This is a genomic window from Virgisporangium ochraceum (assembly GCF_016863655.1).
GTDB lineage: Bacteria > Actinomycetota > Actinomycetes > Mycobacteriales > Micromonosporaceae > Virgisporangium > Virgisporangium ochraceum.
The window spans coordinates 1-21,690 of record NZ_BOPH01000011.1 but is presented as its reverse complement, the minus strand read 5'-3'; the positions used below and the strand labels follow the sequence as shown (position 1 = coordinate 21,690).

At 71.9% G+C, this 21,690-nt stretch carries 21 protein-coding genes; 6 read left to right on the top strand and 15 right to left on the bottom strand.

Annotated elements, in window-relative coordinates:
• Positions 1–25 precede the first annotated feature (25 nt).
• The 3 genes from Voc01_RS04290 to Voc01_RS04280 all read right to left on the bottom strand — a co-directional run bounded on the left by Voc01_RS04290 (position 26) and on the right by Voc01_RS04280 (position 4,536).
• Entirely contained in the window at positions 26–2,083 is a 2,058-nt protein-coding gene (locus Voc01_RS04290; protein WP_239159938.1) for a putative bifunctional diguanylate cyclase/phosphodiesterase, read from the bottom strand.
• Between the two features lie 216 nt (positions 2,084–2,299).
• On the bottom strand, positions 2,300–3,109 hold the full coding sequence (locus tag Voc01_RS04285) for an SAM-dependent methyltransferase (protein WP_203925929.1): 810 nt from the start codon (positions 3,107–3,109) through the stop codon (positions 2,300–2,302).
• 47 nt (positions 3,110–3,156) lie between these two features.
• On the bottom strand, positions 3,157–4,536 hold the full coding sequence (locus Voc01_RS04280; RefSeq protein ID WP_203925928.1) for an MFS transporter: 1,380 nt from the start codon (positions 4,534–4,536) through the stop codon (positions 3,157–3,159).
• A gap of 101 nt (positions 4,537–4,637) precedes the next feature.
• Here Voc01_RS04280 and Voc01_RS04275 point away from each other — a divergent pair, with 101 nt between their 5' ends.
• Complete coding sequence (locus Voc01_RS04275) at positions 4,638–5,465, top strand: helix-turn-helix transcriptional regulator (RefSeq protein ID WP_203925927.1); 828 nt, start codon at positions 4,638–4,640, stop codon at positions 5,463–5,465.
• 9 nt (positions 5,466–5,474) lie between these two features.
• On the opposite strand, the gene Voc01_RS04270 is transcribed toward Voc01_RS04275, so the two are convergent.
• Positions 5,475–6,314: an SCO6745 family protein gene (locus Voc01_RS04270; protein ID WP_203925926.1), complete on the bottom strand. Its 840-nt coding sequence runs from the start codon at positions 6,312–6,314 to the stop codon at positions 5,475–5,477.
• Positions 6,311–6,940: a DUF2461 domain-containing protein gene (locus Voc01_RS04265; protein ID WP_203925925.1), complete on the bottom strand. Its 630-nt coding sequence runs from the start codon at positions 6,938–6,940 to the stop codon at positions 6,311–6,313. Before Voc01_RS04265 ends, Voc01_RS04270 begins: the two co-directional genes overlap by 4 nt.
• On the opposite strand from Voc01_RS04265, the gene Voc01_RS04260 reads away from it, so the two are divergent.
• On the top strand, positions 6,934–8,610 hold the full coding sequence (locus tag Voc01_RS04260; protein ID WP_307781555.1) for a serine/threonine-protein kinase: 1,677 nt from the start codon (positions 6,934–6,936) through the stop codon (positions 8,608–8,610). The two genes, Voc01_RS04265 and Voc01_RS04260, sit on opposite strands and share 7 nt — an antisense overlap.
• A gap of 30 nt (positions 8,611–8,640) precedes the next feature.
• Positions 8,641–9,597: a TIGR03885 family FMN-dependent LLM class oxidoreductase gene (locus Voc01_RS04255; protein WP_203925923.1), complete on the top strand. Its 957-nt coding sequence runs from the start codon at positions 8,641–8,643 to the stop codon at positions 9,595–9,597.
• A gap of 130 nt (positions 9,598–9,727) precedes the next feature.
• Here the strand turns inward: Voc01_RS04255 and Voc01_RS04250 are convergent, their stop codons facing one another.
• The 3 genes from Voc01_RS04250 to Voc01_RS04240 form a co-directional block, all read right to left on the bottom strand.
• A complete protein-coding gene (locus Voc01_RS04250; protein WP_203925922.1) occupies positions 9,728–9,919 on the bottom strand; it encodes a CsbD family protein in 192 nt (63 codons plus the stop codon).
• A 76-nt stretch (positions 9,920–9,995) separates the two neighbouring features.
• On the bottom strand, positions 9,996–10,166 hold the full coding sequence (locus tag Voc01_RS04245; RefSeq protein ID WP_203925921.1) for a hypothetical protein: 171 nt from the start codon (positions 10,164–10,166) through the stop codon (positions 9,996–9,998).
• A 30-nt stretch (positions 10,167–10,196) separates the two neighbouring features.
• Positions 10,197–11,387 (bottom strand): PP2C family protein-serine/threonine phosphatase, encoded by a 1,191-nt coding sequence (locus tag Voc01_RS04240; protein WP_239159937.1) that lies wholly within the window; start codon positions 11,385–11,387, stop codon positions 10,197–10,199.
• 88 nt (positions 11,388–11,475) lie between these two features.
• Here Voc01_RS04240 and Voc01_RS04235 point away from each other — a divergent pair, with 88 nt between their 5' ends.
• A complete protein-coding gene (locus tag Voc01_RS04235; protein ID WP_203925920.1) occupies positions 11,476–11,916 on the top strand; it encodes an ATP-binding protein in 441 nt (146 codons plus the stop codon).
• A gap of 4 nt (positions 11,917–11,920) precedes the next feature.
• Here the strand turns inward: Voc01_RS04235 and Voc01_RS04230 are convergent, their stop codons facing one another.
• The 7 genes from Voc01_RS04230 to Voc01_RS04205 form a co-directional block, all read right to left on the bottom strand.
• Positions 11,921–12,718: an META domain-containing protein gene (locus tag Voc01_RS04230; RefSeq protein WP_203925919.1), complete on the bottom strand. Its 798-nt coding sequence runs from the start codon at positions 12,716–12,718 to the stop codon at positions 11,921–11,923.
• Positions 12,719–12,785: 67 nt separating this feature from the next.
• Complete coding sequence (locus Voc01_RS04225; protein ID WP_203925918.1) at positions 12,786–13,697, bottom strand: phytanoyl-CoA dioxygenase family protein; 912 nt, start codon at positions 13,695–13,697, stop codon at positions 12,786–12,788.
• 122 nt (positions 13,698–13,819) lie between these two features.
• On the bottom strand, positions 13,820–14,332 hold the full coding sequence (locus Voc01_RS52790) for a SigE family RNA polymerase sigma factor (protein ID WP_239159936.1): 513 nt from the start codon (positions 14,330–14,332) through the stop codon (positions 13,820–13,822).
• Complete coding sequence (locus tag Voc01_RS52785; protein ID WP_239159935.1) at positions 14,329–15,249, bottom strand: hypothetical protein; 921 nt, start codon at positions 15,247–15,249, stop codon at positions 14,329–14,331. The genes Voc01_RS52790 and Voc01_RS52785 overlap by 4 nt, the downstream gene beginning before the upstream one ends.
• Positions 15,250–15,298: 49 nt before the next feature.
• Positions 15,299–16,294, bottom strand: a complete 996-nt coding sequence (locus tag Voc01_RS04215) for a LacI family DNA-binding transcriptional regulator (protein ID WP_203925936.1) — start codon at positions 16,292–16,294, stop codon at positions 15,299–15,301.
• Between the two features lie 36 nt (positions 16,295–16,330).
• Positions 16,331–17,728 (bottom strand): GH1 family beta-glucosidase, encoded by a 1,398-nt coding sequence (locus tag Voc01_RS04210; protein ID WP_203925916.1) that lies wholly within the window; start codon positions 17,726–17,728, stop codon positions 16,331–16,333.
• 36 nt (positions 17,729–17,764) lie between these two features.
• Positions 17,765–19,189, bottom strand: coding sequence for a glycoside hydrolase family 16 protein (locus Voc01_RS04205; protein ID WP_203925915.1), 1,425 nt, complete (start codon positions 19,187–19,189; stop codon positions 17,765–17,767).
• Between the two features lie 514 nt (positions 19,190–19,703).
• Here Voc01_RS04205 and Voc01_RS04200 point away from each other — a divergent pair.
• Together Voc01_RS04200 and Voc01_RS04195 are read left to right on the top strand one after the other, a co-directional pair.
• Complete coding sequence (locus Voc01_RS04200; RefSeq protein WP_203925914.1) at positions 19,704–20,432, top strand: hypothetical protein; 729 nt, start codon at positions 19,704–19,706, stop codon at positions 20,430–20,432.
• A gap of 332 nt (positions 20,433–20,764) precedes the next feature.
• Positions 20,765–21,592: an SDR family NAD(P)-dependent oxidoreductase gene (locus Voc01_RS04195; protein ID WP_203925913.1), complete on the top strand. Its 828-nt coding sequence runs from the start codon at positions 20,765–20,767 to the stop codon at positions 21,590–21,592.
• The last annotated feature ends 98 nt before the right edge of the window (positions 21,593–21,690 follow it).

The window sequence follows — 21,690 nt, the reverse complement described above, 5'->3', positions numbered from 1 at the left end:
CGCCGCCAGGTTAGGCCGTCAAGGCCTAACCTCCGTTTTCCAGTACCGCCGACATCTCGTCGGCGGGTAGTGGCATCGACAGGTGCCAGCCCTGCACCACGTCGCAGTTCATGCCCTTGAGCTGCGAGAGCTGGTCGGGGGTCTCGACACCCTCGGCGGTCACCGCCAGATCGAGCACGTGGGCGAGCTCGATCAGCGTCTTGACGATGTGGGTGTCGACCGGCCGCCCCAGCCCGTCGGTGAACTGGCGGGCCAGCTTCAGCCCGGCCACCGGCAGCGTGCGCAGGTAGGCGAGGTTCGAGTAGCCGGTACCGAAGTCGTCGATCGCGATGCGGATCCCGGCGGCGGCCAGCGCCCGCAGGGCCTCCACCGGCTCGCCGGCACTCGACAGCATCGCGCTCTCGGTCAGCTCCAGTTGCAGCAGCGTCGGGGGCAGGCCGCTCTCGTCGAGGATCGACAGCACGTCGCCGACCAGCGCCGGATCGTACGTCTGCGCGGTGGCGACGTTGACGCTGACGTAGAACGACCGCTCCGGGAACCGCCGCCACCACCTGGCGCCCTGCCGGCACGCCTCGCGGAGCACCCAGGTGCCGATCGCGCTGATGATGCCCGTCTCCTCGGCCAGGTCGATGAAGGAGTCGGGCGAGAGCGTGCCGCGATCGGGGTGGTCCCAGCGCAGCAGCGCCTCCACACCGCAGGCCCGGCCGCTCGACAGCGACACCAGCGGCTGGTAGAGCAGGCTGAACTCGCCCCGCTGCACGGCGTCGGGCAGCGCCTCCACCAGCGCGTACCGGGCCACCTGCGCGGCGTTCAGGTCGGCGTCGTAGCAGGCCCAGCGGCCGCGGCCCGCGGCCTTGGCCCGGTACAGCGTCAGGTCGGCGGCCTTGAGGATCTCGGCGGGACCGGTGGCCGAGACCGGCTGCACCACGATGCCGATGCTCGCCGAGACCCGCATGCCGTGCGGGCCGGAGCGCACCGGCAGGTCGAGGCTGTACAGCACCTGGTCGGCCAGCGCGGTCAGCTCGTCGAGGTTGGCCTTCTCGGCGAGGATCACGAACTCGTCGCCGCCCATGCGGGCGACCTGGTACCCCCGGGTCGACGCGGTGCGCTGCAACCGGCGGGCCACCGCCACCAGGAGCTTGTCGCCCACGTCGTGGCCGAGGCTGTCGTTGATGCGCTTGAACCCGTCGAGGTCGAGGTAGCACAGGCCGACCTGGGCCGTCGGGTCCGGGTTGGCGAACGCCTCGGCGAGCCGCTCGGCGAAGTAGGTGCGGTTGGGCAGGCCGGTGAGCGGGTCGTGCAGCGCCTGGTGACGCAGCCGCTCCTCCAGTTGGTGCCGGTCGGTGATGTCCTCGACCATCGCCACCGTGTTGGTGGGGGTGCCGTCGGAGTCGCGCAGCAGCGTGATCGTCAGGTCGGTCCAGACGACGGTGCCGTCCTTGCGGAAGTAGGCCTTCTCCATCCGGAGGTGGTCGCGGTCGCCGCGGACGAGCTCGGCGTACAGGTCGCGGTCGCTCTGCAGGTCGTCGGGGTGCAGGAAGTCGGGCCCCTCCAGCCGGTACAGCTCCTCGAGCGGGTAGCCGAGCAGGCGGGCCATCGCGGCGTTGGCCTGGATGATCCGACCGTCGAGGTCGCCGATGCAGATCGCCATCGCCGCACCCTCGAACAGCGCCCGGAACCGCGACTCGCTGGTCCAGAGCTGGTGCTCGACCTGGGCGTGCGCGGCGGTGATCGCGCGGGCCAGGCCCTCCTGCTCCACCAGTGTGCGCTGGCGCAGCGCCGCCGCGTAGCCGCCGGCCAACCGGGCGTGCAGGTCGGCGATGCGCTGTGCCCGCTTCTCGACCGAGGCGGCCCGCGGCGGGTTGCGCAGCACCCCGAGCGACGCGGTGAGCACCCCTGTGTCGGTGAGCCCGGCTTCGGCCAGCGCGGCACCGACCCGCGCGGCGGGCTCCGGGTCGAACGGGTCGGCGTGCAGCGCCCGCACGAACTCCGCCGCCAGGTCGCGGAGCAGCGCGTACAGGCCGTCGGGACCCATCGGCACGAACCCGATCCGCCGGATCGCCTTGACCCAGCGCGCGGCCAGCTTCGCGACGGCCGGTTCGAGCGGATCGGCGGAGACCGGCCCGGACCCGTTGACCCGGTTCACCCCGTTGACGGCACCGGGTACGGACACCGGACCGTCCGGATCGACCGGATCGACCGGCCCGGCCGGCCTGGGGACGGCACCATGGGCCGGCACGGCTCCCGCCGGCTTGCGTCGCTGCGCCTTCGTCACGTGTCGGTTCGCCCTACCCGGCCGCTAACCCTTGCGCCCGACACCGGCATAGCCGGCGAGCCGTTCGGGATGGGGATCGGGTTCGTCGTCGGGGTCGGGCCGCCACTGGCCGATGTACACGAGCCCGGGCTCGACCAGCTCGAACGACCCGAAGTACGCCGTGATCTCGGCGTGCGGACGCAGCGTGAGCTCGGTGGCCGTGCGGCCGCTCAGCCGCTGCGCCTCCAGCACCTCGGGCGGCTGACCGTCGAGCGTGGCGTGCGAGATCAACAGGTAGCTGCCCGGCACCAGGGCGTCGCGGAGCTGCGACACGATCGCGCCCGGACCGTCGGCGTCGGGGATGAAGTGCAGCACGCCGGCGAGCATGACGGCGAGCGGCCGGGACAGGTCGACCAGCCCGGTCGCCTCCGCCTCGGCCAGGATCTTGCGCGGGTCACGCAGGTCGAAGCAGAGCGCGGTCGCGTTCGGGTTGTCACGGAGCAGCTGCATGCTCTGCGCGACGGCCACCGGGTCGAGGTCGACGTAGACGACCCGGGTGTCGGGCGCCAGCCCGGCCGCGATCTCGTGCACGTTGCCGACCGTCGGTATGCCCGACCCGATGTCGAGGAACTGCCGGATACCGGCCCCGACCAGCATCGTCACCGCCCGGCGGAGGAAGTGCCGGTTCGCCCGTGCCGTGGCGGCCACGTTCGGGGTCATGCGGGTGATGTGGTCGGCCAGCTGCCGGTCGCTCTCGAAGTTGTGGGCACCCCCGAGGAAGTAGTCGTAGATCCGGGCCGCACTCGGACGCGTGACATCGAGGCCGGCCGGAGCCCACTCGGGTAGCTGTGTCACGGCTCCTCCACGACCGAACGGGGACGGACGTCCGCGGCAGTTTATCCCTATCCCTCGATCGGCGGGGAGGTCGCGACCGCCCGTGCCTGCACCCTCACCCCGATCAGGGCACCACCGGCCAGCATCAGGCCACCCATCGCGAGCGCGGTGGCCGCGAACGCCGCACCCGACGCGGCCGGCGTGAAGCCCTCGGCAAGCCCCAACATCAATGTCCCGAACGTTGCCACACCGACCACCTGGGCCAGCTGGACGACCGTGGCGAGCACCCCGCTCGCGTCGGCCGCGTCGGCGAGCGGCACCCCGGCCAGGGCCCGCGTCATCAGGGGGCTGAAGCCGGCACCCATCCCGCCGCCGAAGAGCACGAGACCCACGAAGAGCGCCGCTCCGCCGGTCCCGCCGCCGCGCAGCGCGAGAGCGAGCACGACGAGCCCGGACGCCGAGACGGCCAGGCCCACGCCGATCATCGTGCGGTGCCACCGGGCCGGCACCCGCCGCCAGTTCAGGCTCGCGACGGCGAACGCGACAGCGCCGGGCGCGAACGTGAGCCCCGCCCGCAGCGGGCTGAAGCCCAGGCCACGCTGCAGGTGCATGGCCGCGACGAACAGGTACCCGCCGTACGCGGCCATCATCGCGCCGAGGGTGGCGGTGGCCCGCACCAGCCCGGGGACGCGCAGCAGCCGCGCCGGCACCAGCGGGTGACCGACCGCCCGGTTCTCCACGGCGACGAACGCCGCGAACAGGCCGACGCTGGCGATCAGCCCCAGCCAGCACCACAGCGGCCAGCCCTGCTCCTGGCCGAGCACCAGCGGCACGACGAAGGTCAGCACCGCGCCCGCCAACGTCACCAGGCCCAGGGGGTCGAGACCGCGCGCGACCCGGTGATCGTCGCGGGGCAGCCAGCGTGCGCCCGCCACCAGCAGCACGACCCCGATCGGCACGTTGACCAGGAACACCGGCCGCCACCCGGACCCCAGCGAGACGAGCACGCCGCCGGCGATCTGGCCGGCGACCGCCGCCCCGGCGATCACCGTCGCGTAGACGCTGAGCGCGCGGGCCCGGCCGGCGCCCTCGAACGAGCGCTGGATGAGGCTGAGCACCTGCGGCACCATCAGCGCCGCACCCGCGCCCTGCAGCAGCCGGAACCCGATGAGCGCGCCGGTGGTCGGCGCCAGCCCGCAGGCCAGCGACGCGACGGTGAACAGGCCGAGGCCGGCGAGGAACAGCCGACGGTGGCCGCCGAGGTCACCGAGCCGGGCGCCGGTGACCATCAGCACCGCGTACGCGATCGTGTACCCGCCGACGACCAGTTGCATCGCCGCGCCCGACGCGCCCAGGTCGTCCTGGATCGTGGTGATCGCGACGTTGACGATCGTGACGTCGAGGATCGCCATGAACTGCCCGGCGAGCACGATGACGAGAAGTCCCATGCCGCCACTGTCCGGCCGGGCCGGTACCGGTAACAGATGCCCGCTTATCCGGGTACCGCTGGCACCTGGCAACGGCGGCCACGACACGCGACGATGAGGCGGTGACCACGCTCCTTCCTCCGGGGCGGCGACGCGAGGAGCTGGCGGCGTTCCTCCGCTCGCGACGGGCCCGCATCCGCCCCGAAGACGTGGGCCTTCCACCCGGCCCGCGCCGCCGCACCCCCGGCCTGCGGCGCGAGGAGGTCGCCCAGCTCGCCGGCGTGGGCATCACCTGGTACACGTGGCTCGAGCAGGGCCGGCCGATCAACGCCAGCGTGCAGGTGCTCGACGCGATCGCCCGCACCCTGAAGCTCGACAGCACCGAGTGCGAACACCTCTACCGGCTCGCCGACCTGCCCTGGGTGGCCGGACCGGTGAGCGGCCACGCCGTCGAGCCGGAGATCCAGCCGGTGCTCGACGCGTTGAACCCGCTGCCCGCGGCCGTCTACAGCAGCCGGTACGACCTGCTCGCCCACAACCGGGCGTACGGGGTGCTGTTCCCGGGGCTGGCCAGCGCGCACGGCCTGGAACGCAACGTGCTGTGGCACCTGTTCACCTGCACCAGTTGCTGCACCCCGTTCCTCAACCGCGACGAGGAGCTCCCGGTGATGGTCGCGAACGTGCGCACCGCGTTCGCCCGGCACCTCGGCGACCCGGTGTGGTCCGACTTCGTGCGCCGGCTGAGCGCGTTGAGCCCCACGTTCGCGTCGCTGTGGGCGGCGCACAACGTGGCGATCCCGAGCACGCGGGTGAAGATCTTCCGCCACGCGGTCGTCGGCGAGGTACGCCTGTCGACCTCGACGTTCACGCCGACGACCAGCCCGGAGACGCGGGTGGTGGTCTACTCGCCCCGCGACGAGACCACCCGCGCCCGGCTCGAACGCCTCTGAGTGGCCGCTCTAGGTGGGTCGCGGAGCGCCGACCACGCTGTTCGGGATCGCGTCGTAGAGGGCCTTCGACAGCGGCGTGAGCAGTTCGACCAGCCGGTCCTGCTGCCGCCCGTCGAGCCGCTCCCAGGGTGCGGCCGAGAGCCGGTCGGTCTGCTCCTCGACCTGCTTGTGCTCCTGCCGGCCCAGGTCGGTGATGGCGCCGTCGGCGTCGAGCCAGCCGCGCCCGGCCAGCCGGGCCTTCGCGGCCGCCCACTCCTCGTCGGTCCAGCCGCGGGTGGCCTGCAGGTCACCGACGGTGCCGTTGCGGGCCTCCCGCCAGACCAGCGCCTCGCAGCCGTCGACGTCGGCGGCGACCAGGGACGCCCAGTGCCCGTCGCCCCGGTGTTCGCGCAGCACGGTGGCGGCGTGCCACAGGCGCGCGAGGTCACCGTCCGGAACGGGCAGGGCCGCGTTGGCGGCGGACAGCGGGCGGCCGACGGTCCGCACCCCGCCGGCGGCCGTGGCGACCAGGTCGGCGGCCTCCGCGATCGTCTCGTCGGCGACGCCGAGCGCGGCGGCCGTCGCGGAGAGCGCCTCGACGGCCCCGGCCAGGCGCGCGTCCAGCGCGGCGGACGGCTCGGCGCGCGTCCACACGTCGGGCAGCGCGCGGTTCACCATCTGCGGCGCGAACACGTAGAAGATCGCGATGACGGGCGCGGCACCGACCGGACCGAGCGGAGCCGCCCGGCCGCCGAAGTAGCCGCGCCAGAACCCGCGCAGCCCGGCCGCCTCGAAGGCGGCGCGCGCCTGCGGCGAGAAGTAGGTGACGTCGTGCACGGGCTCGACCAGGGCCCAGAGGCGGCGGCTCATCTCGACTCTCCCACGTTGGTGTCCAGCCACTCGGCCAGGTGATCGGTGGCGTGCAGGAACGCGACCACGCGGTCCTTGGCCTTCGCCGTGCCCAGCCAGGCGGCCGGCGGCCACTCCTGCCAGGCCACCAGGCCCTTGTTGCGGAGCAGGTCGACCCGCGGGTGGTCCTTCGGGTAGCCGCGCGGGGCGGTCTTCAGCTGCTCGTGCCCGGTGATGCTGATCTTCTTCTTCGCCGCCGCCGCGATGATCGCTTCCAGGTCCTTGCCGGTGCGGTCCTCGGCGACCGCCGCCCGGTAGCGGGCGAGCTGGTCGGACGCCATCCAGTAGTAGCCCCGGCCGCAGGCCAGCCCGTCGGCGGAGAGCTGCACGTAGCCGCCCTTCTCCAGGGTCGCCGCGATCGTCGTCTTGTAGGGCGACTTGTCGGAGCTGAACCGCACGTCGCGGTACGGACGGAAGATCTTGCCGGCGCCGAACTCCGGCTCGAGGTCGGCGAGCAGGGCGACCATCGGCGCGTACACCTTGTCGTCGTAGGTGGCCTTGTGCTCCGTCCAGTACGACTTGGAGTTGTCGGCCGCTAACCCTTCGTAGAAGTCCAGCGCCTCGGCCGGCCAACCGGTGAATGCCATGGGCGCAGCCTACGGAAGGACCAGGTCGGCGAGCATCCGCCCAGACACCGTGGTGGTTACGCCGCGACCGGTCGGTAAATCCTGTCCATTTGGTCACACCCGTACCGGGAGTACGTCTACTCCACCCAGTTGCAATTGATCGACATATGCAGCCTCCGCGACCCATGGTGCAAACTGTCCCGGTGGATTCGGCGGACGTGCTGGCCGGCCGGTACAGGCTGGTCGAGCGCCTCGGAGAAGGAGGCATGTCCGTCGTTTGGCGCGCCCATGACGAGGTGCTCGACCGTCACGTGGCGGTGAAGCTCCTGTCTCCGCGCCTGGTCGCCGACCAGGACTCCCGCCTGCGCATCAGGGCCGAGGCGCAGGCGGTCGCTAAGCTGGCGCACCCGAACGTGGCGGGCGTCTTCGACTTCGGCGAGCACGGCGACAGCTCCGGCGAGCGGGTGCCGTACATCGTGATGGAGCTGCTCAGCGGCGTGACGCTCGCCGAGCGGCTCGAAGACGGGCAGCTGCCGGTGCCCGACGTGCTGCGGATCTGCGCACAGGTGGCCACCGCGCTCGGTGCCGCGCACGAGCTGGGCATCGTCCACCGCGACGTGAAGCCGGCGAACGTCATGGTCACCGCGAACGGAACGGCGAAGGTCGTCGACTTCGGGGTCGCCGCGGTGGTCGGCGACCTCACCGACAAGGACTCCGTGCTGTTCGGCACGCCGGCCTACGTGGCGCCCGAGCGGCTGTCGGGCGGCGCGGTGGTGGCCGCCACCGACGTCTACGGGCTGGGCGTGCTGCTCTACCGCATGCTCACGGGGTACATGCCCTGGTCGGCCGAGTCCACGACGCAGATGCTCGTCGCGCACATGTACGTGGAGCCCGACCCGCTGCCGCCGCTGACCGGTCTCCCACCGGACGTGGTCGAGATCTGCCAGGCGTGCCTCGCCAAGGAGCCCGCCGACCGGCCCGAGGCCGGCGAGGTCGCCGAGATCCTGAATGCCAGCGCGGCGGCGATCGCCAGCGGTCGCCCGGTGACGCCGACACGGCCGCGGAAGCGGCCCCGGCAGGGCACCTGGCCGTCCGGCGAGTCGTTCGCCGCGCGCCGCCAGCGCCGCCGGAGGTACGCGCTGGCTGGAGCCGCCGCCGCGCTGGTCACCATGGTCACCGCCGTGGTCTTCGCCGCGTCCGTCGTGGGTTCCGACGAGTCCTCGGCCGACGGCGGGCGGCCGGTCAGCGACAGCGAGGGCAAGGGCGCGCAGCCCGCGGCGTCCGTCGGGGTCGGCGGCGCGTCGGGCAGCACGGGTCCCAGCGGCCAGCCCGGCTCGACGCGTCCCCCCGGACCGGGAGCGGCACCGAACGACTCGGCGCGACCGGAGCCGGGCAGCACGCCACCGACCACGCCGGCCACCTCCCCGCCGGGCGGCGGGACCACGCAGCGCCCCGCGCCGATCACCGCGTCGCAGACCAGCTACGGCAACTCCGTCACCGTCCAGTGCACGGGGTCGACGGCGCAGATCATCTCGGCCGTACCGGGCGAAGGCTGGTCGATCAACCGCATCTCCCCGGGGCCGTCCGACCAGGTCAACGTCCGGTTCGAGTCGGCGGCGGAGCCGTACCGGGTCACGTTCCGCAGCCGGTGCACCGACGGCCGTCCGAGGATCAACCTCGACAACGGCTGAGGGCGGCCGTCGGTGGGTAACCCACCGGCCATGACGACCTACGGCATCCACGCATCGCATGAACAGATCCACCCGTCGCGCCTGCTGGCGGCCGTCACGCGGGCCGAGGCGGCCGGCTTCACGGCGGCGATGTCGTCCGACCACTTCTCGCCGTGGAGCGAGCGGCAGGGGCAGTCGGCGTTCGCCTGGTCGTGGCTGGGCGCGGCGCTGCAGGCGACGAACCTCCCGTTCGGGGTGGTGAACGCGCCCGGGCAGCGGTACCACCCGGCGATCATCGCGCAGGCGATCGGCACCCTGGCGGCCATGTATCCGGGACGGTTCTGGGCCGCCCTCGGCAGCGGCGAGGCGAGCAACGAGCACATCACCGGTGCCGGCTGGCCGGCGAAGCCGGTGCGCGAGGCGCGGCTGAGGGAGTGCGTCGACATCATCCGGGCGCTGCTCGCGGGCGAGGAGGTGTCGCACCGGGGGCACGTGACGGTCGACCGGGCGCGCCTGTGGACCCGGCCCACCGAGCCGGTCCCGCTGATCGGCGCGGCGGTGAGCGTGGCGACCGCGAAGTGGTGCGCGTCATGGGCCGACGGGCTGATCACGGTCAACGCCGCGCCGGAGACGCTGCGCGAGATGATCGACGCCTACCGCGGGGCGGGTGGCAAGGGCCCGCTGACCGTCCAGGTGCACGTGAGCTGGGCCCCGACCGACGACGAGGCCTTCGCGATCGCCTACGACCAGTGGCGCAGCAACGTGTTCGCGCCGCCGGTCTGCTGGGACCTCGACACGGCCGAGCACTTCGACGAGGTGTCGCGGGAGGTTCCGCGCGAGCGGCTGGAGAAGGTGGTCAACATCTCCGCCGACCTCGGACGGCACACCGAGTGGCTGAACTCGTACGCGGAGCTGGGATTCGACCGGGTGATGCTGCACCACGTCGGCCAGGAGCAGGACGAGTTCATCGACACGTTCGGCGCGAAGGTCCTCCCGCAACTGCGCTGACCCGGCCGCGCTGACCCGGCCGCGGCGACCCGGCCGGGCCGCCGCGGCCCGGCCGCCGCGGTGACACGCAGAAACGCCCCCGGCGACCTCGTTGTCGCCGGGGGCGTTCCTTTACCAGGGGATCACTACGTCATCTGAGCGCTTCGCCCACGTTGCGGCCCGCGTCGCGCAGGTGGTCGCCGGCCTGGCGGGCCCGTGCGGCCCTGCGCTCGGCGGCGCCTTCGGCCTGCATCGTCGGGTTGTCGGTCGCGTCGCCGAACTTCTCCTTGGCGGCGCCCTTCATCTCTTCGGCCTTGTGCCGGATCTTGTCGCCGGTACTCATCGACACACACTCCTTCCCCGAAATTTCCGGGTATGGCGTACTTCTCCAGTGTTCCCGGGTCGCTGACCGGCAAAACCTACGTTCCCGGCTCCCAATGCGGCACCTCGGGCGCGAACGTCGTGTGGGCCTCGTTGGCCTCCACGAGCTGCTCGACGGCCGGGGGAACGTGGACGACCTCGTCCTCGTTCATCACGTCACTGGTCTGGTCGTCGACGACGTCCGGCGGGGCAGCGCTGAGATCGGTCATGGGAATCGCGTACCCCGAACGGCGCCGGGCCTAACGGCCCACCCATCCGACCAGCACCGCCGTCGCGTCGTCCTGCAGGTTCTCGTGCTGGTGGTCGAGGATCGCCCGGACGAGGCGGCGCATCGTCTCCGGCGACCGGGTCCGGTCGGCCAGCGTGCGCACCACGAAGTCGACCAGCCGCTGCCGGCCGAAGAACTCGCCGTCGGCCGACCGCGCCTCGATGACGCCGTCGGTGAAGAACAGCACGTGGTCACCCGGCTCCAGCGCCTCCTCGACGACCTCCGGTGCCCCGCCCGCGAGCCCGCTCAGCCCCAGCGGCAGCGCGGTCGGCGCCACCAGGTCCTTCACCCGCTGCCCGTCGCGCAGCAGCAGCCCGCCGGGGTGACCGGCGCTGATCGTGCGCAGCATGCCGTCGGAGAGGGACAGCTCGGCCAGGACGGCGGTGACGAAGTGGTCGGGGTGCCGGGCGTGCAGCCACTTGTCGATCGAGCGGTAGGTGTCGGGCAGGTCGAGGCCGCACCGCCGGGCGTTGCGGTAGGCGTTGACGGCCATCGTGGTCATGGCGCTCGCGCCGATGCCGTGCCCGACGGCGTCGAACAGCGCCACGTGCAGCGTGGTGTCGCTGATCGCGTAGTCGAACGCGTCGCCGCCCACCTCGTAGCAGGGCTCCAGGATGCCGGTGACCTCGGCGTCGGGCGTCTGCAGGGTCAGCGGTGGCAGCAGGCTCCAGACGATCTCGGTGGCCAGCTGCATCGGCAGGCCGCGCCGCAGGTGCTCGATCGCGTCGCCGTACATGCGCCGCGACGCGACCAGTTGGCCGAGCACGGTGGCGATGGCCGCGTAGGTGTCGCGGTCCATCGGGGTCGGGCTGTCGGGGGAGACCACCTCCAGGACCCCGATGCGGTGACCGCAGTCGGTCATCGGCACGTACAGCCGGTCACCGGACGGGCTCTCCGTGATCTCGCCGAGGGCGTACGCCCGGCCGGCGAGCGTCCCCTCGACGGGCGTCCGTTCGACGTTCACCCCGTCGCCCTCGGCCTCCCGGAACGCGGCGAGGAAGGTCTGCGCGTAGTCGATCACGAGCATGGTCATCGAGGTGACGCCCAGGTCGGCGGCGGCGCCGGCGGCCAGTCGGGGAAGGTCGGCCGGGGTCACACCGGTGCACCCGAGCACCAACCGTTGCAGGGCGTCGCGGGCCCGCACGGCGTTGTCGACCGTCACCCGGCCAGCCTTGCACGCGGTTCGCTCCACCGCACCCGCCGAACATTCAGATGGGTAGAACCGGCACGCGCCGGGGTACCCCAAGGGCGTGCTGCTGCGTCTGGTTCTCCGTCTTCCGCGTGACCCCGTTACGGTTCCGGTCACGAGGCGCACGGTCGACTGCGCGCTCGACGCGATCGGTGTGTCCGACGAGTGCCGCGACGACGTGACGCTCGCGCTCACCGAGGTGTGCTCGAACGTCGTGCGGCACGCACACGAGTCCACCGACTACACGGTGACCGTCACCGTCACCGCCACCGCGAACCGCTGCACGATCGACGTCTGCGACTCCGGTACGGGCCTGCCCCAGGAGGTCACCAGCCGGAAGGCCGGCGCGACCGCCGAGCACGGGCGCGGCCTCAGCATCGTGCGGGCCGTCATGGACGCCGTGCAGGTGGTCGCCGGTCCCGGCGGCGTCGCGATCCACATGGTCAAGCAGCTGATCTTCGGCCAGCGCGGCTACCTGCGGCGGCTGCCCCAGCAGACCTGACCGGTCACCCGACGAACTGCAGCCCGCTGCCGTCGGCGGCCTCGAGGATGAGGCGGTCGCCCTCGATGCGGTACTTCGCGGTGCCCTCGAGCACCCGGAGAACGTCGGCCTCCAGCGATCCCGCCGCGCCCACGCAGGCCCGCCGGGTCGAGGCGAGGTCACCGAAGGTGATCTGGTCGCCGGCGACGGTCGCGGTGCCGCCGAACGCGTTGCAGCCGGTGTTGCCGGTCACCCTGCCGTCGGCGGCGAACGTGATCGTCGCGGAGACCCCGGCCGGCACCGAACTGGCCGTTCCCCCGGCGCCGACGACGGTGTTCAGGGCCCACTTCGTGTCGATCAGCGGCCGGGCCGGCTCGGCCACGGCCCGGTCGGTGAAAGTCAGCTCCAGGTCGGCGCTCTTCAGCACGAGGTCGTTGCCGGTGAGCTCCCAGGTCGGTCCGGCCCGGAAGAAGCCGTGGACCCACTCGTCCTGCTGCTGGAGCGCCTGCTCGCAGCCGATCGCGGTGGAGGCGAAGTCCTCGACGACCAGCTTCGTGCCCTCGATGCGGGCCGGGCCTTCGGCGGTGTTGCAGCCGGCCTGTACCGAGATCTTGTCCGCCGCGGGGATCCGCAGCCGGATGGTCGTGCCCGGTACCAGGGCCTTCGGCTGTCCGGCGGCCGTGACCGCGGTGGAGACGAACGTGCGGCCCTGCGGAAGTGTCGCGGGTGCCGCGGGGTGTTCCCCCGCGGCACCGTCACGAGCGGCGTCGCCTGCGCATGCGGTGAGGCTGGCGACGAGGAGCATCGAAGCGGCGATCAGCATGGCCTTCATACCTGCTTCGACGCAGCGGCCGATGGTTCGGCTCCCATGCGCCCAGTAAATACCCCGGTCAGGGGATGAGCGGCGGGAATCCGGGATCCAGCAGCCCGTTCTCCTTCAGGTACCCGTACAGCGGCACCTCGTCGGGGAAGTGGCCCCACGCGTGGTCGCCGCCGTCGACCGCGTGGTTGGCGCGGCCGCCGAGCACGCCCAGCAGCTGCCGCTGCACCGGTGTGAGCCCCGCGAGCACGGCCGGGATGGCGGGCGCCTCGTCGCGCCGCGCGACCCAGCGGTACGTGTAGCCGAAGAACACGGCCTTACGCGTGATGGGGGAGTGGTTGTCGGAGCGGGCGTGCCAGATGCGCCGGTCGAAGAACACGGCGTCGCCGGCGTTCACGGTCACCGGGATCGCGCCCTCCGGGTCGGGCCACTCGACGTCGCGGCGCGGCGGCCCGTCGATCCGGTTGGTGAGGTGGCTGCCCGGCACGACCTTGAAGTTGCCCCGGCCCGGCTCCGACACGTCGGAGAGCCAGAACGCCAGCTTCACCGACATCCGCGGCCGCGGGTTCGACTCGATCTCGCGGTTCTGCCGGCCGCCGTCCTGGTGCCACTCGAACCGGAACGGCTTCGCCGACGGCACGGTCGGGTGCACGTCGAGGTGCGAGTGGTACACGTGCACGTTCCAGCCGAGCGTCTGCCACACCATCGGGAACGCGGCCGGGTGGGTCATCAGGTCGGCGAGCTCGGGGCAGGCCGCCACGGCGCTGAGGCGGTGCAGCGAGCCGTCCCTGGCGATCTCGCCGAGCCGGGTGGCCCGGGCGTAGAGGTGGTCGATGGCGGCGGTGTAGCGGATCAGCTCGGCCTGGGAGAGCACCCCGGGAAGCACGATGTATCCATCGCGCTCGAACGCTTCGCGCTGTTCAGCGGTCATCCGGACGGGCGCGGGCGCCGGTGCCGCCGGAGCGGCTACGTCGGTACTCATCGAGGTGTCCCCCTTGAACTCGTCGTGACACCCGATAGGCGGCACGAGCATGGGGCTTCGTTGCGCGTAACGGAAAATATCCGCCGTTCGGACGATGTCAAGACATGTCGAATATGGACAAGTCAGCCGACGAGCGTCGCCAGATCGGTGCCCAGCAGGGCACGCAGCTCCGCGAGCGCGCGCATACTCTGCGTCTTCACCAGGCTCGGTGTGACGCCGAGCAACTCGGCCACGGTGTCGACGCTGTGGTCCTCCCAGTACCGGAGCACCACGATCGCGCGGGCGCGCGGACTGAGGTGTCCCAGCGCCTCCATCAGCGTGAGCCGCAGCTCCGGCCCGCCCGAACCGTCGACCCGTTCGGTCTGGGTCTGCATCGTGTCGGAGACGACCTCGTGCGAGCTCTTGAGCCGCTTGTGGTCGAGGAACACGCGCACCATCACCTTGGCCGCGTACGCGTCGATGTTGTCGGCCTTGACCACCTTGCGCCACGACGCGTAGAGCCGCGACAGCGTGATCTGGGTCAGATCCTGCGCCAGGTGCCAGTCACGGCACAGCAGGTACGCGCGCTGCCGGAGCCGGACGACCCGGGCCTGCGCGTACTCCTCGAAGTCGAGATCGGTCCCCCCGTTGCTCAAGAGCCCACCCCGTTGAAGGTGGTGAGCATCGGCAGGGACGGATACGCCTGTTCCGCTGACGGCGACAGCCCTTCGAGCGAGCGCTCGTTCCAGATGTTGCTCGTCCCGATGTCGATCGCTTCCTCGACACTGATCACCTGCTGGTCGACCGAGTCGACCCCGGGTGGTGCCGGCCAGCCGCCGTCGACGAGGCACGAGCCCACGTTGATCTGAACGGCGAGGCCGTCGGTGCGGTAGACGGTGACCCCGCGGCGCTGCACGCAGTTGCCCTCGATCTCGAACGTCTCGACCATCCACGCGCCCCTGCCGCCGCGGCAGTCCACGGTGACACCGGCGGGGCTGCTGTCGCATGTCGGCGGCGTGCTGTACCGCCCCAGGGCGACGCGGATCATGCCGTATCCGGCGCCCCGGTCGAGGTACACCTGTACCCCGGTGTAGTTGCTGAACCGGCTGCCGGCGAACGCGACCGTCGGTCCGTCGGGAAGGACCGTCTGCAGGGCCATGAGTACGGTCGCGGGCGTCGACGGCGGTGCCTTCGACCCCGTGCCACGCGGCGACGGCTCGGGTTCGAAGATCGCCATCGTCGGTGCGTCGGCGGGTACGGGATTGGCCGCGCGCGACGACGACGGCTCCCCGCCGGACGTCTCGGCCGGCCGCGCCGGCTCCGATCCGCTCCCGCCGGCGGCGTATCTCGCCGGGCCGTCCGGCGCCCCGTCGGGCCCCAGCCCGGCGGTCGCCATGCCCAACCCGAGCGCCAGGACGCCCACGGCGGCGGCGCAGGCCACGCCGCGTTGCACCAGCCGGGTACGGCGCAGCCGCTGCCCGTCGCGGATGGCGTTGTCGACGAGATCGCCGATCGGTGGTGGTTCCACCTCGGCGAACTCGGACTCGATCATGCTCCGGAACCGGTCTCCCACGCGGCAACCCTCCCTTCAGGAGGTACGACGGGTCGGGCGGCCGATCCGGTTACGCGGACTCGCGGATGATGAGCTCGGTCGGAAGCATCAGGGGGCTCTCCACGAGCTCGCCGCGCGCGAGCCGCAGCAGCTGCCGGGCCAGGTTGCGCCCGATCTCCTGGATCGGCTGGCGCACGGTGGTCAGCGGCGGGTCGGCGAACGCCGCGACCGTGTTGTCGTCGAACCCGATCACCGCGACGTCGTCGGGGACCCGCCGGCCGGCCTGCCGCAGCGTGCGCAGGGCGCCGTCGGCCATGAGGTCGGACGCGGCGAACACGGCGTCGACGTCGGGGTGGGTCTCCAGCAGCGACCGCATCGCCCGTGCGCCGGAGCTCCGGGTGAAGTCGCCGTAGGCGATGACCGGTTCGTGGGTGACCGCGGTGAGGTACCCGCTCAGCCGGTCGATCCCGGCGACCATGTCGGGCGGGCCGGCGATCGTCGCGACCTTGCGGCGGCCGTGGTCGAACAGGTACCGCACGGCGTTCTCGGCACCGAGCTCGTTGGTGGCGTCGACGTACGGCAGCGTGCTGCTGCCGAGCGGACGTCCGTTGCACACGACCGGGATGCCCATGCGCTCGAGCTTTGCCGGCAGCGGGTCCTCGCCGTGGATCGAGAACAGCATCACGCCGTCGACGTGCCCGCCGGCCGCGTACCGCTCGACCCGCGCGTGGCTCTCCCCGGACGCCGACATGATGAGCACGAGCTGCTTGCCGGCCGCCTCGAGCTCGAGGCTGACCCCGTGGATGATCCCCGCGAAGTACGGGTCGTCGGAGAAGATCCGCGACTGCGGTTCCGACACCACCAGTGCTATCGCGTCGGTGCGCTGGGTGACGAGGCTGCGGGCCGCCTGGTTCGGGACGTAGCCCAGCGCGTCGACGGAGCGCATCACCACTTCCCGCAGGTGTGGTGCCACCGACTCGGACCCGTTGACAACGCGGGACACCGTCGCACGCGAGACACCCGCGTGCGACGCCACCATCTCCAGGGTCGGACGCTCCCGACCCATTCCCCGTTCCGCCACAGCGTTGAATCTAGTGAACCCTCACCACACTTCGTTACGGGCGATCACGTCGGCATAGAACCTGGCACTCGTCTTGGGGATCCGTCGTTGGGTCCGGTAATCCACAAAGACCAGGCCGAATCGCTTGTCGTAGCCGAAGGCCCACTCAAAGTTGTCGAGCAGCGACCACGCGAAGTAGCCACGCAGTGGCACCCCGGCCGCGATCGCGCGGTGGCAGGCGCGCAGGTGCGAGTCGAAGTACGCGACCCGGTCCGGGTCGTCGACGACGCCGTCGACGACCTCGTCGTCGAACGCGGCACCGTTCTCGGTGACGTACAGCGGCACCGCCGGGTATTTGTCGGCCACCATCTTGAGCGTGCGGTAGAGCCCGTCGGGGTCGATCTCCCAGCCCATCGCGGTCTTCGGCGCGCCCCGGCCGATGTGCCGCACGTCCTCGGCGGCCGGGTGCGGTGAGCCGGGGTCGGGCGGCGATCCGTCCGGGGCCGCCACCACGTTCGTCGTGTAGTAGTTGATCCCGAGCATGTCGATCGGCGCCGAGATGGTCTCCAGGTCGCCGTCCTCCACGAAGCTGAAGTCGCTCAACGCCGCGACGTCCGCGACCACATCGTCCGGATACCGCCCGAGCAGCAGCGGGTCGAGGTAGAGCCGGTTGGCGAGGCCGTCGATGCGCCGCGCCGCGTCGAGGTCGGCGGGGGCGTCCGTCGCGGCCGAGGTCGCGGCCAGGTTCAGCGTGATCCCGACGGTCGCGCCCGGGTCCTGGGACCGGAGAGCGGACGTCGCCAGGCCGTGTCCGAGCAGAAGATGGTGGACCGATGCCAGCGCGGCGGCCGGCTCGCGTCGGCCAGGCGCGTGCACGCCGTTGTGGTACCCGAGCATCGCCGACACCCAGGGCTCGTTGAGCGTGGTCCAGAACCGGACCCGGTCGCCGAACTCCTTGTGCACGATCGCGGCGTACTCGGCGAACCGCTCGGCGGTGTCGCGGTTCGGCCAGCCGCCCGCGTCCTCGAGCGCCTGCGGCAGGTCCCAGTGGTACAGGGTCACCCACGGCTCGATGCCGGCGTTCTGCAACTCGTCGAGCACGCGCTTGTAGAAGTCGAGCCCGGCCTGGTTGGCCGGGCCGCGACCGGTCGGCTGGACCCGGGGCCACGCCACCGAGAACCGGTACGACCGCAGGCCGAGCGACGACATGATCGCCACGTCCTCGCGGTACCGGTGGTAGTGGTCGCACGCCTCGTCACCGGTGTCGCCGTTGGCGACGGCCCCGGGTTGCCGGCTGAACACGTCCCAGATCGAGGGTGACCGACCATCGGCCGTGACCGCGCCCTCGATCTGGTACGAGGCGGTGGCCGCGCCCCACAGGAAGTCGGCCGGAAAGCGCACGGCGGTCTCCAGGCCGGTGTCGGGTCGGGTCGATGTCACGTTGTGCCTTCCTGTGGGGCGCGGTGGTCGGATCTCTCAGCGGGAGAAGGTGAACCAGTTCATGTTCACGAAGTCGGCCGGCTGGCCGCTGTCGAAGGTCAGGTAGACGGTGTGCGTGCCGGTGGTCGGCGAGATGGCGCCGGGCACGGTGCGCCAGCTCTGCCAGCCGCCGGTGTTGGCGATGGAGAAGCTGCCGATCGGGGTGGCGGTCGGGCTGCCGAGGCGCACCTGCACCAGGCCGCTGATGCCACCGCCGGCGCCGGACGCGACCCGGGCCGAGAACGTGCGGGCCGGTGCGCCGTTGCCGAAGTTCACGCCGTCGAAGCGCACCCAGTCGCCGTTGGCGGCCCAGCCGATGTTCTGGCCGCCGCCGCTGTCGGTGGTGGTCTCGGTCTGGATGCCGTTCTGGCCGTTGTACGACTCGGCCTGGATCGTGCTGTACGCGTCGCGGTTGCCGCCTGGGGGGTTACTGCTCGGGGGGTTGCTGCTCGGCGGGTTGGTCGGGCCGCCGCCGCCACGGGTCTGCACGGTGACGTAGTCGACGAGCATCGAGGCGCCCGGCTGCGTGTCGGCGGTCGGGGTGTTGAAGCCGGCGACGCCGTTCGGGAAGCCGCCGCCCATCGCGACGTTCAGCAGGATGAAGTAGCCGGCGTGGTTGGTCATGTTGTTCCACGCCGAGTCGCCGACCTGGGTCCGGCTGACGCTGTGGAACTGCTGCCCGTCGACGTACCAGCGGAGCACGTCGGCGGCGTCGTCCCACTCGAAGCGGTACGTGTGGAACGCGCTCTGGCAGCTGGCGCCGGGGCAGGCGCGGCTGCCGCCGATGCCGTTGAACTCGTTGCACGGTCCGCCCGGCGCGACGCCGCAGTGCAGCACGCCCCATACCGTGTTGAGCCCGTTGACGTTCTCCATCACGTCGAACTCGCCGATGCCGGGCCAGTTCTGGTAGTTGCCCCGGTAGGGCGCGCCGAGCGCCCAGAACGCCGGCCAGTAGCCGAGTGCGGCGTTACCGGTGATGTTCGGCATCTGGATGCGGCCCTCGATGGCCAGCGTGCCGTTCGTCGGTGCCTTGAAGTTCGTGCGCTGGGTCTCGATGCGGGCCGAGGTCCAGGTGTTGCCGTCCTTGAGCGGGGTGATCCGCAGGTTGCCGTTGCCGTCGAGGGCGAGGTTGCGGGTCTGGTTGGTGTAGACCTGGATCTCGCCGGTGCCCCAGTTGGCCGGGCCACCCGGGTACGAGGTGCCGGTGTCGATGATCCAGTTGGCCGAGCTGGGCAGCGTATTGGCCGAGCCGGTGAAGTCGTCGGTCCACACCGCCGTCCAGCCCGACGGCGGTGGCGGCGCCGACGCGTTGGCCTGGGTGGTCACGATGCTCGCGCCGACGAGAACGAGCGCCGAGGAGCCGGCGAGCACGGTGCGCCGGATGAGCTTCCTGCGTTGGCGGGGGTCGGTCGGGGGTGACATGGCTGGGTCCTTCCGTGGTGGCGGATCGGAGGGTGACCCGCAGCCGGCGGGCGGGCCGGCTGCGGGTCGGGAGCGCCCTCCGGACATGCCGTGGAATCTGCGTCAGGTTGGCAGAGAGCGCTCTCTGAGGTCGAAGTTTTACGGTCGGGTCGAGTGATGTCAATGGGTGGGCGGCCGTGAGCGGGCGGAGCGCGGTGTGGCCGCCAGTGGGTGGAGCGCGGTGTGGCCGCCAGTGGGTGGAGCGCGGTGTGGCCGCCAGTGGGTGGAGCGCGGTGTGGCCGCCCTGCGGGTGGAGCGCGGTGTGGCCGCCCTGCGGGTGGAGCGCCCCTGTCGCCGCCTGCGGGCGGGCCGGTTTCACGCGACGGCTTCACGCGACGGCTTCACGCGGCGGGTTCGGCCCCGCCAACACCCTGGGCACCCTGCCACCAGAACCGCGGGCGGTCGGGTCAGCCGGCCGCGCAATGGTGAGGCTAACCGGATGGTGTCGCCGCCGCGGGCGGGCCAGAGTGGACCCATGATGGCGACGCGGGGCACGGGCTTCGAAGACGCACCCTTCGAAGACGCACGGTTCGGGGACGCACCCTTCGAAGACGCACAGGTCGATCGGTCGGCCGGCGCCCCGGCGACCGATCCGCGGCTACCGGCCCGCGGGGCGATGACCCGCCTGACCGCGGCCACCGTCCTCAGCCTCGGCATCATCGTGGCGGCCAACTCCGTCGCGACGGCCGAGGCGCCGTACCGCTGGTGGGCCAACTTCATCCTGGTGCCCGCCCTGGTCTTCCTCACCGTGAGCGTCGGCCTGCCCCGGGCGGCACGGGAGACCCGCTTCACGCTTGCCTGGATCGGCGCCATCGTCCTCACCGTCGCGCTTCTGCTCATGGCCGGGCGCATGGGTGAGCTGTGGCCCCTGATGATCGTGGTGCCCTGCCTCGGACCGGCCGGTCTGTTCGCGCTCCGGCCCACCGACGGGTCGCTGCGCGCCTTCGTCGACACCGTCGCCGGTCTCGCCGTGGTGGGTGCCGCCCTCGGTGTGGCGTTCCTGCTGATCCGGGCCGACGTCGTCGACCCGGGCGACCTGCGCTGGTGGGGCTTTTTCATGCTGGCCGGCGCGGTGGTGGCCGGCGTCAACGGCCTCATCCTGCTGACCGCCCGCCGGGGAACCTACTGGTTCTCGATGGCGGTGCTGCTGATCGCCCTCGGCGGTTACACCACGCTCGCCGCCATCGCCGAACTCGGCCGCTAGCCGCCTTCAGGGGTCGGGGTTTCGCCGGCCACTCGGCGCTGGGCCCGGTTGTTCCACCGTCAGGATCGGTCAGGGCTGCGGTGAGAGCCCGGTCCGCCGCAGAACCCAACCATGATCGAAAGTGGTGGGACTTTTCTGCTGTTGTGGCCGTGCCAGAACAGCAGAAGGTCGCCACCACTTTCGATCATCAGCTGACGCGGCACCGCACGATAGCGTTCCGTGCCCGGTCGTGGGTGCTGCACGGTCCAGCCCGGACCCTGACCCCAGAAGCCGCCACCGCAAGAAGCCGACGCCGCCGCAAGAAACCGAACCTGGCGGCTAGCGTCGGAGGGGTGCGGACCGTCGTCGTCACCGGAGCCAGTTCGGGGATCGGGTTGGCCGCGGCCACCGCGCTCGCCCGGCGCGGCGACCAGGTGGTGCTGCTCGGCAACCATCCCGGCCGGCTGGCCGGCGCCGTCGAGCGGGTGCGGGAAGCCGCCGGCGGCGTGACCCCGGCGTCCTACCGGGCCGACTTCAACCACCTCGACGAGGTACGGGCGGTCGGCGACAAGCTGCTCGCCGCCTACGACCGCATCGACGTGCTGGCCAACAACGCCGGCCGGCTGGCGTCGTACCCCGGCGCGGTCAGCGCCGACGGCCACGACCTCACGATGCAGGTCAACCACCTGGCCGGATTCCTCCTGGCCAACCTGCTGCGGCCGGCGCTGACCGGCAGCCGGCTGATCACCACGTCCTCGCTGGCCGAGGCGTGGGGCTGGCTCGACGTGGAGCGCCCGGCCCGCACCGGCGGACCGTACCGCAGCCGGTGGCTCGCGTACGGGGCGAGCAAGCAGGCGAACGTCCTGTTCACCATCGAAGCGGCCCGGCGGTGGGCGCCCGACGTGGTGCCGACGTGCTACTTCCCGGGGCTGGTGCGCACCCGGTTCGTGCGGCGCAGCCCGCTGTTCGCGCTGGGTGCGCTGATCCCGGTGCTCGTCGCGTCGCCTGCCCGGGGTGCCGACACGCTGCTGTGGCTGGCCGACCCGGCCACCGACGCGCGTCCCGGCGGTTACTACTTCCTGCGGTCGGAGTTCGCCGCGACGCCGCGCTCCACCGACGCCGACCGCGCGAAGAAGCTCTGGGACGCGAGCCTCGACGCGGTACGGAAACACCTACCCTGACGGGAGCCGCGACCACCTACCGTGACGCGACCGCCGGCCCGCCGCTGTCCGTCGTCGCAACTCTGCCATCACGTCTGTGCCGGCCGCCTTGATCGTCG

Bases quoted from the DNA above. Each gene is read 5' to 3' on its own strand.
- Voc01_RS04280 (WP_203925928.1), bottom strand. From the start codon at position 4,536: ATGGGACTTCTCGTCATCGTGCTCGCCGGGCAGTTCATGGCGATCCTC.
- Voc01_RS04270 (WP_203925926.1), bottom strand. From the start codon at position 6,314: ATGAGCCGCCGCCTCTGGGCCCTGGTCGAGCCCGTGCACGACGTCACC.
- Voc01_RS04260 (WP_307781555.1), top strand. From the start codon at position 6,934: ATGCCATGGGCGCAGCCTACGGAAGGACCAGGTCGGCGAGCATCCGCC.
- Voc01_RS04265 (WP_203925925.1), bottom strand. From the start codon at position 6,940: ATGGCATTCACCGGTTGGCCGGCCGAGGCGCTGGACTTCTACGAAGGG.
- Voc01_RS04255 (WP_203925923.1), top strand. From the start codon at position 8,641: ATGACGACCTACGGCATCCACGCATCGCATGAACAGATCCACCCGTCG.
- Voc01_RS04250 (WP_203925922.1), bottom strand. From the start codon at position 9,919: ATGAGTACCGGCGACAAGATCCGGCACAAGGCCGAAGAGATGAAGGGC.
- Voc01_RS04245 (WP_203925921.1), bottom strand. From the start codon at position 10,166: ATGACCGATCTCAGCGCTGCCCCGCCGGACGTCGTCGACGACCAGACC.
- Voc01_RS04230 (WP_203925919.1), bottom strand. From the start codon at position 12,718: ATGCTGATCGCCGCTTCGATGCTCCTCGTCGCCAGCCTCACCGCATGC.
- Voc01_RS04225 (WP_203925918.1), bottom strand. From the start codon at position 13,697: ATGAGTACCGACGTAGCCGCTCCGGCGGCACCGGCGCCCGCGCCCGTC.
- Voc01_RS04215 (WP_203925936.1), bottom strand. From the start codon at position 16,294: ATGGGTCGGGAGCGTCCGACCCTGGAGATGGTGGCGTCGCACGCGGGT.
- Voc01_RS04205 (WP_203925915.1), bottom strand. From the start codon at position 19,189: ATGTCACCCCCGACCGACCCCCGCCAACGCAGGAAGCTCATCCGGCGC.
- Voc01_RS04200 (WP_203925914.1), top strand. From the start codon at position 19,704: ATGATGGCGACGCGGGGCACGGGCTTCGAAGACGCACCCTTCGAAGAC.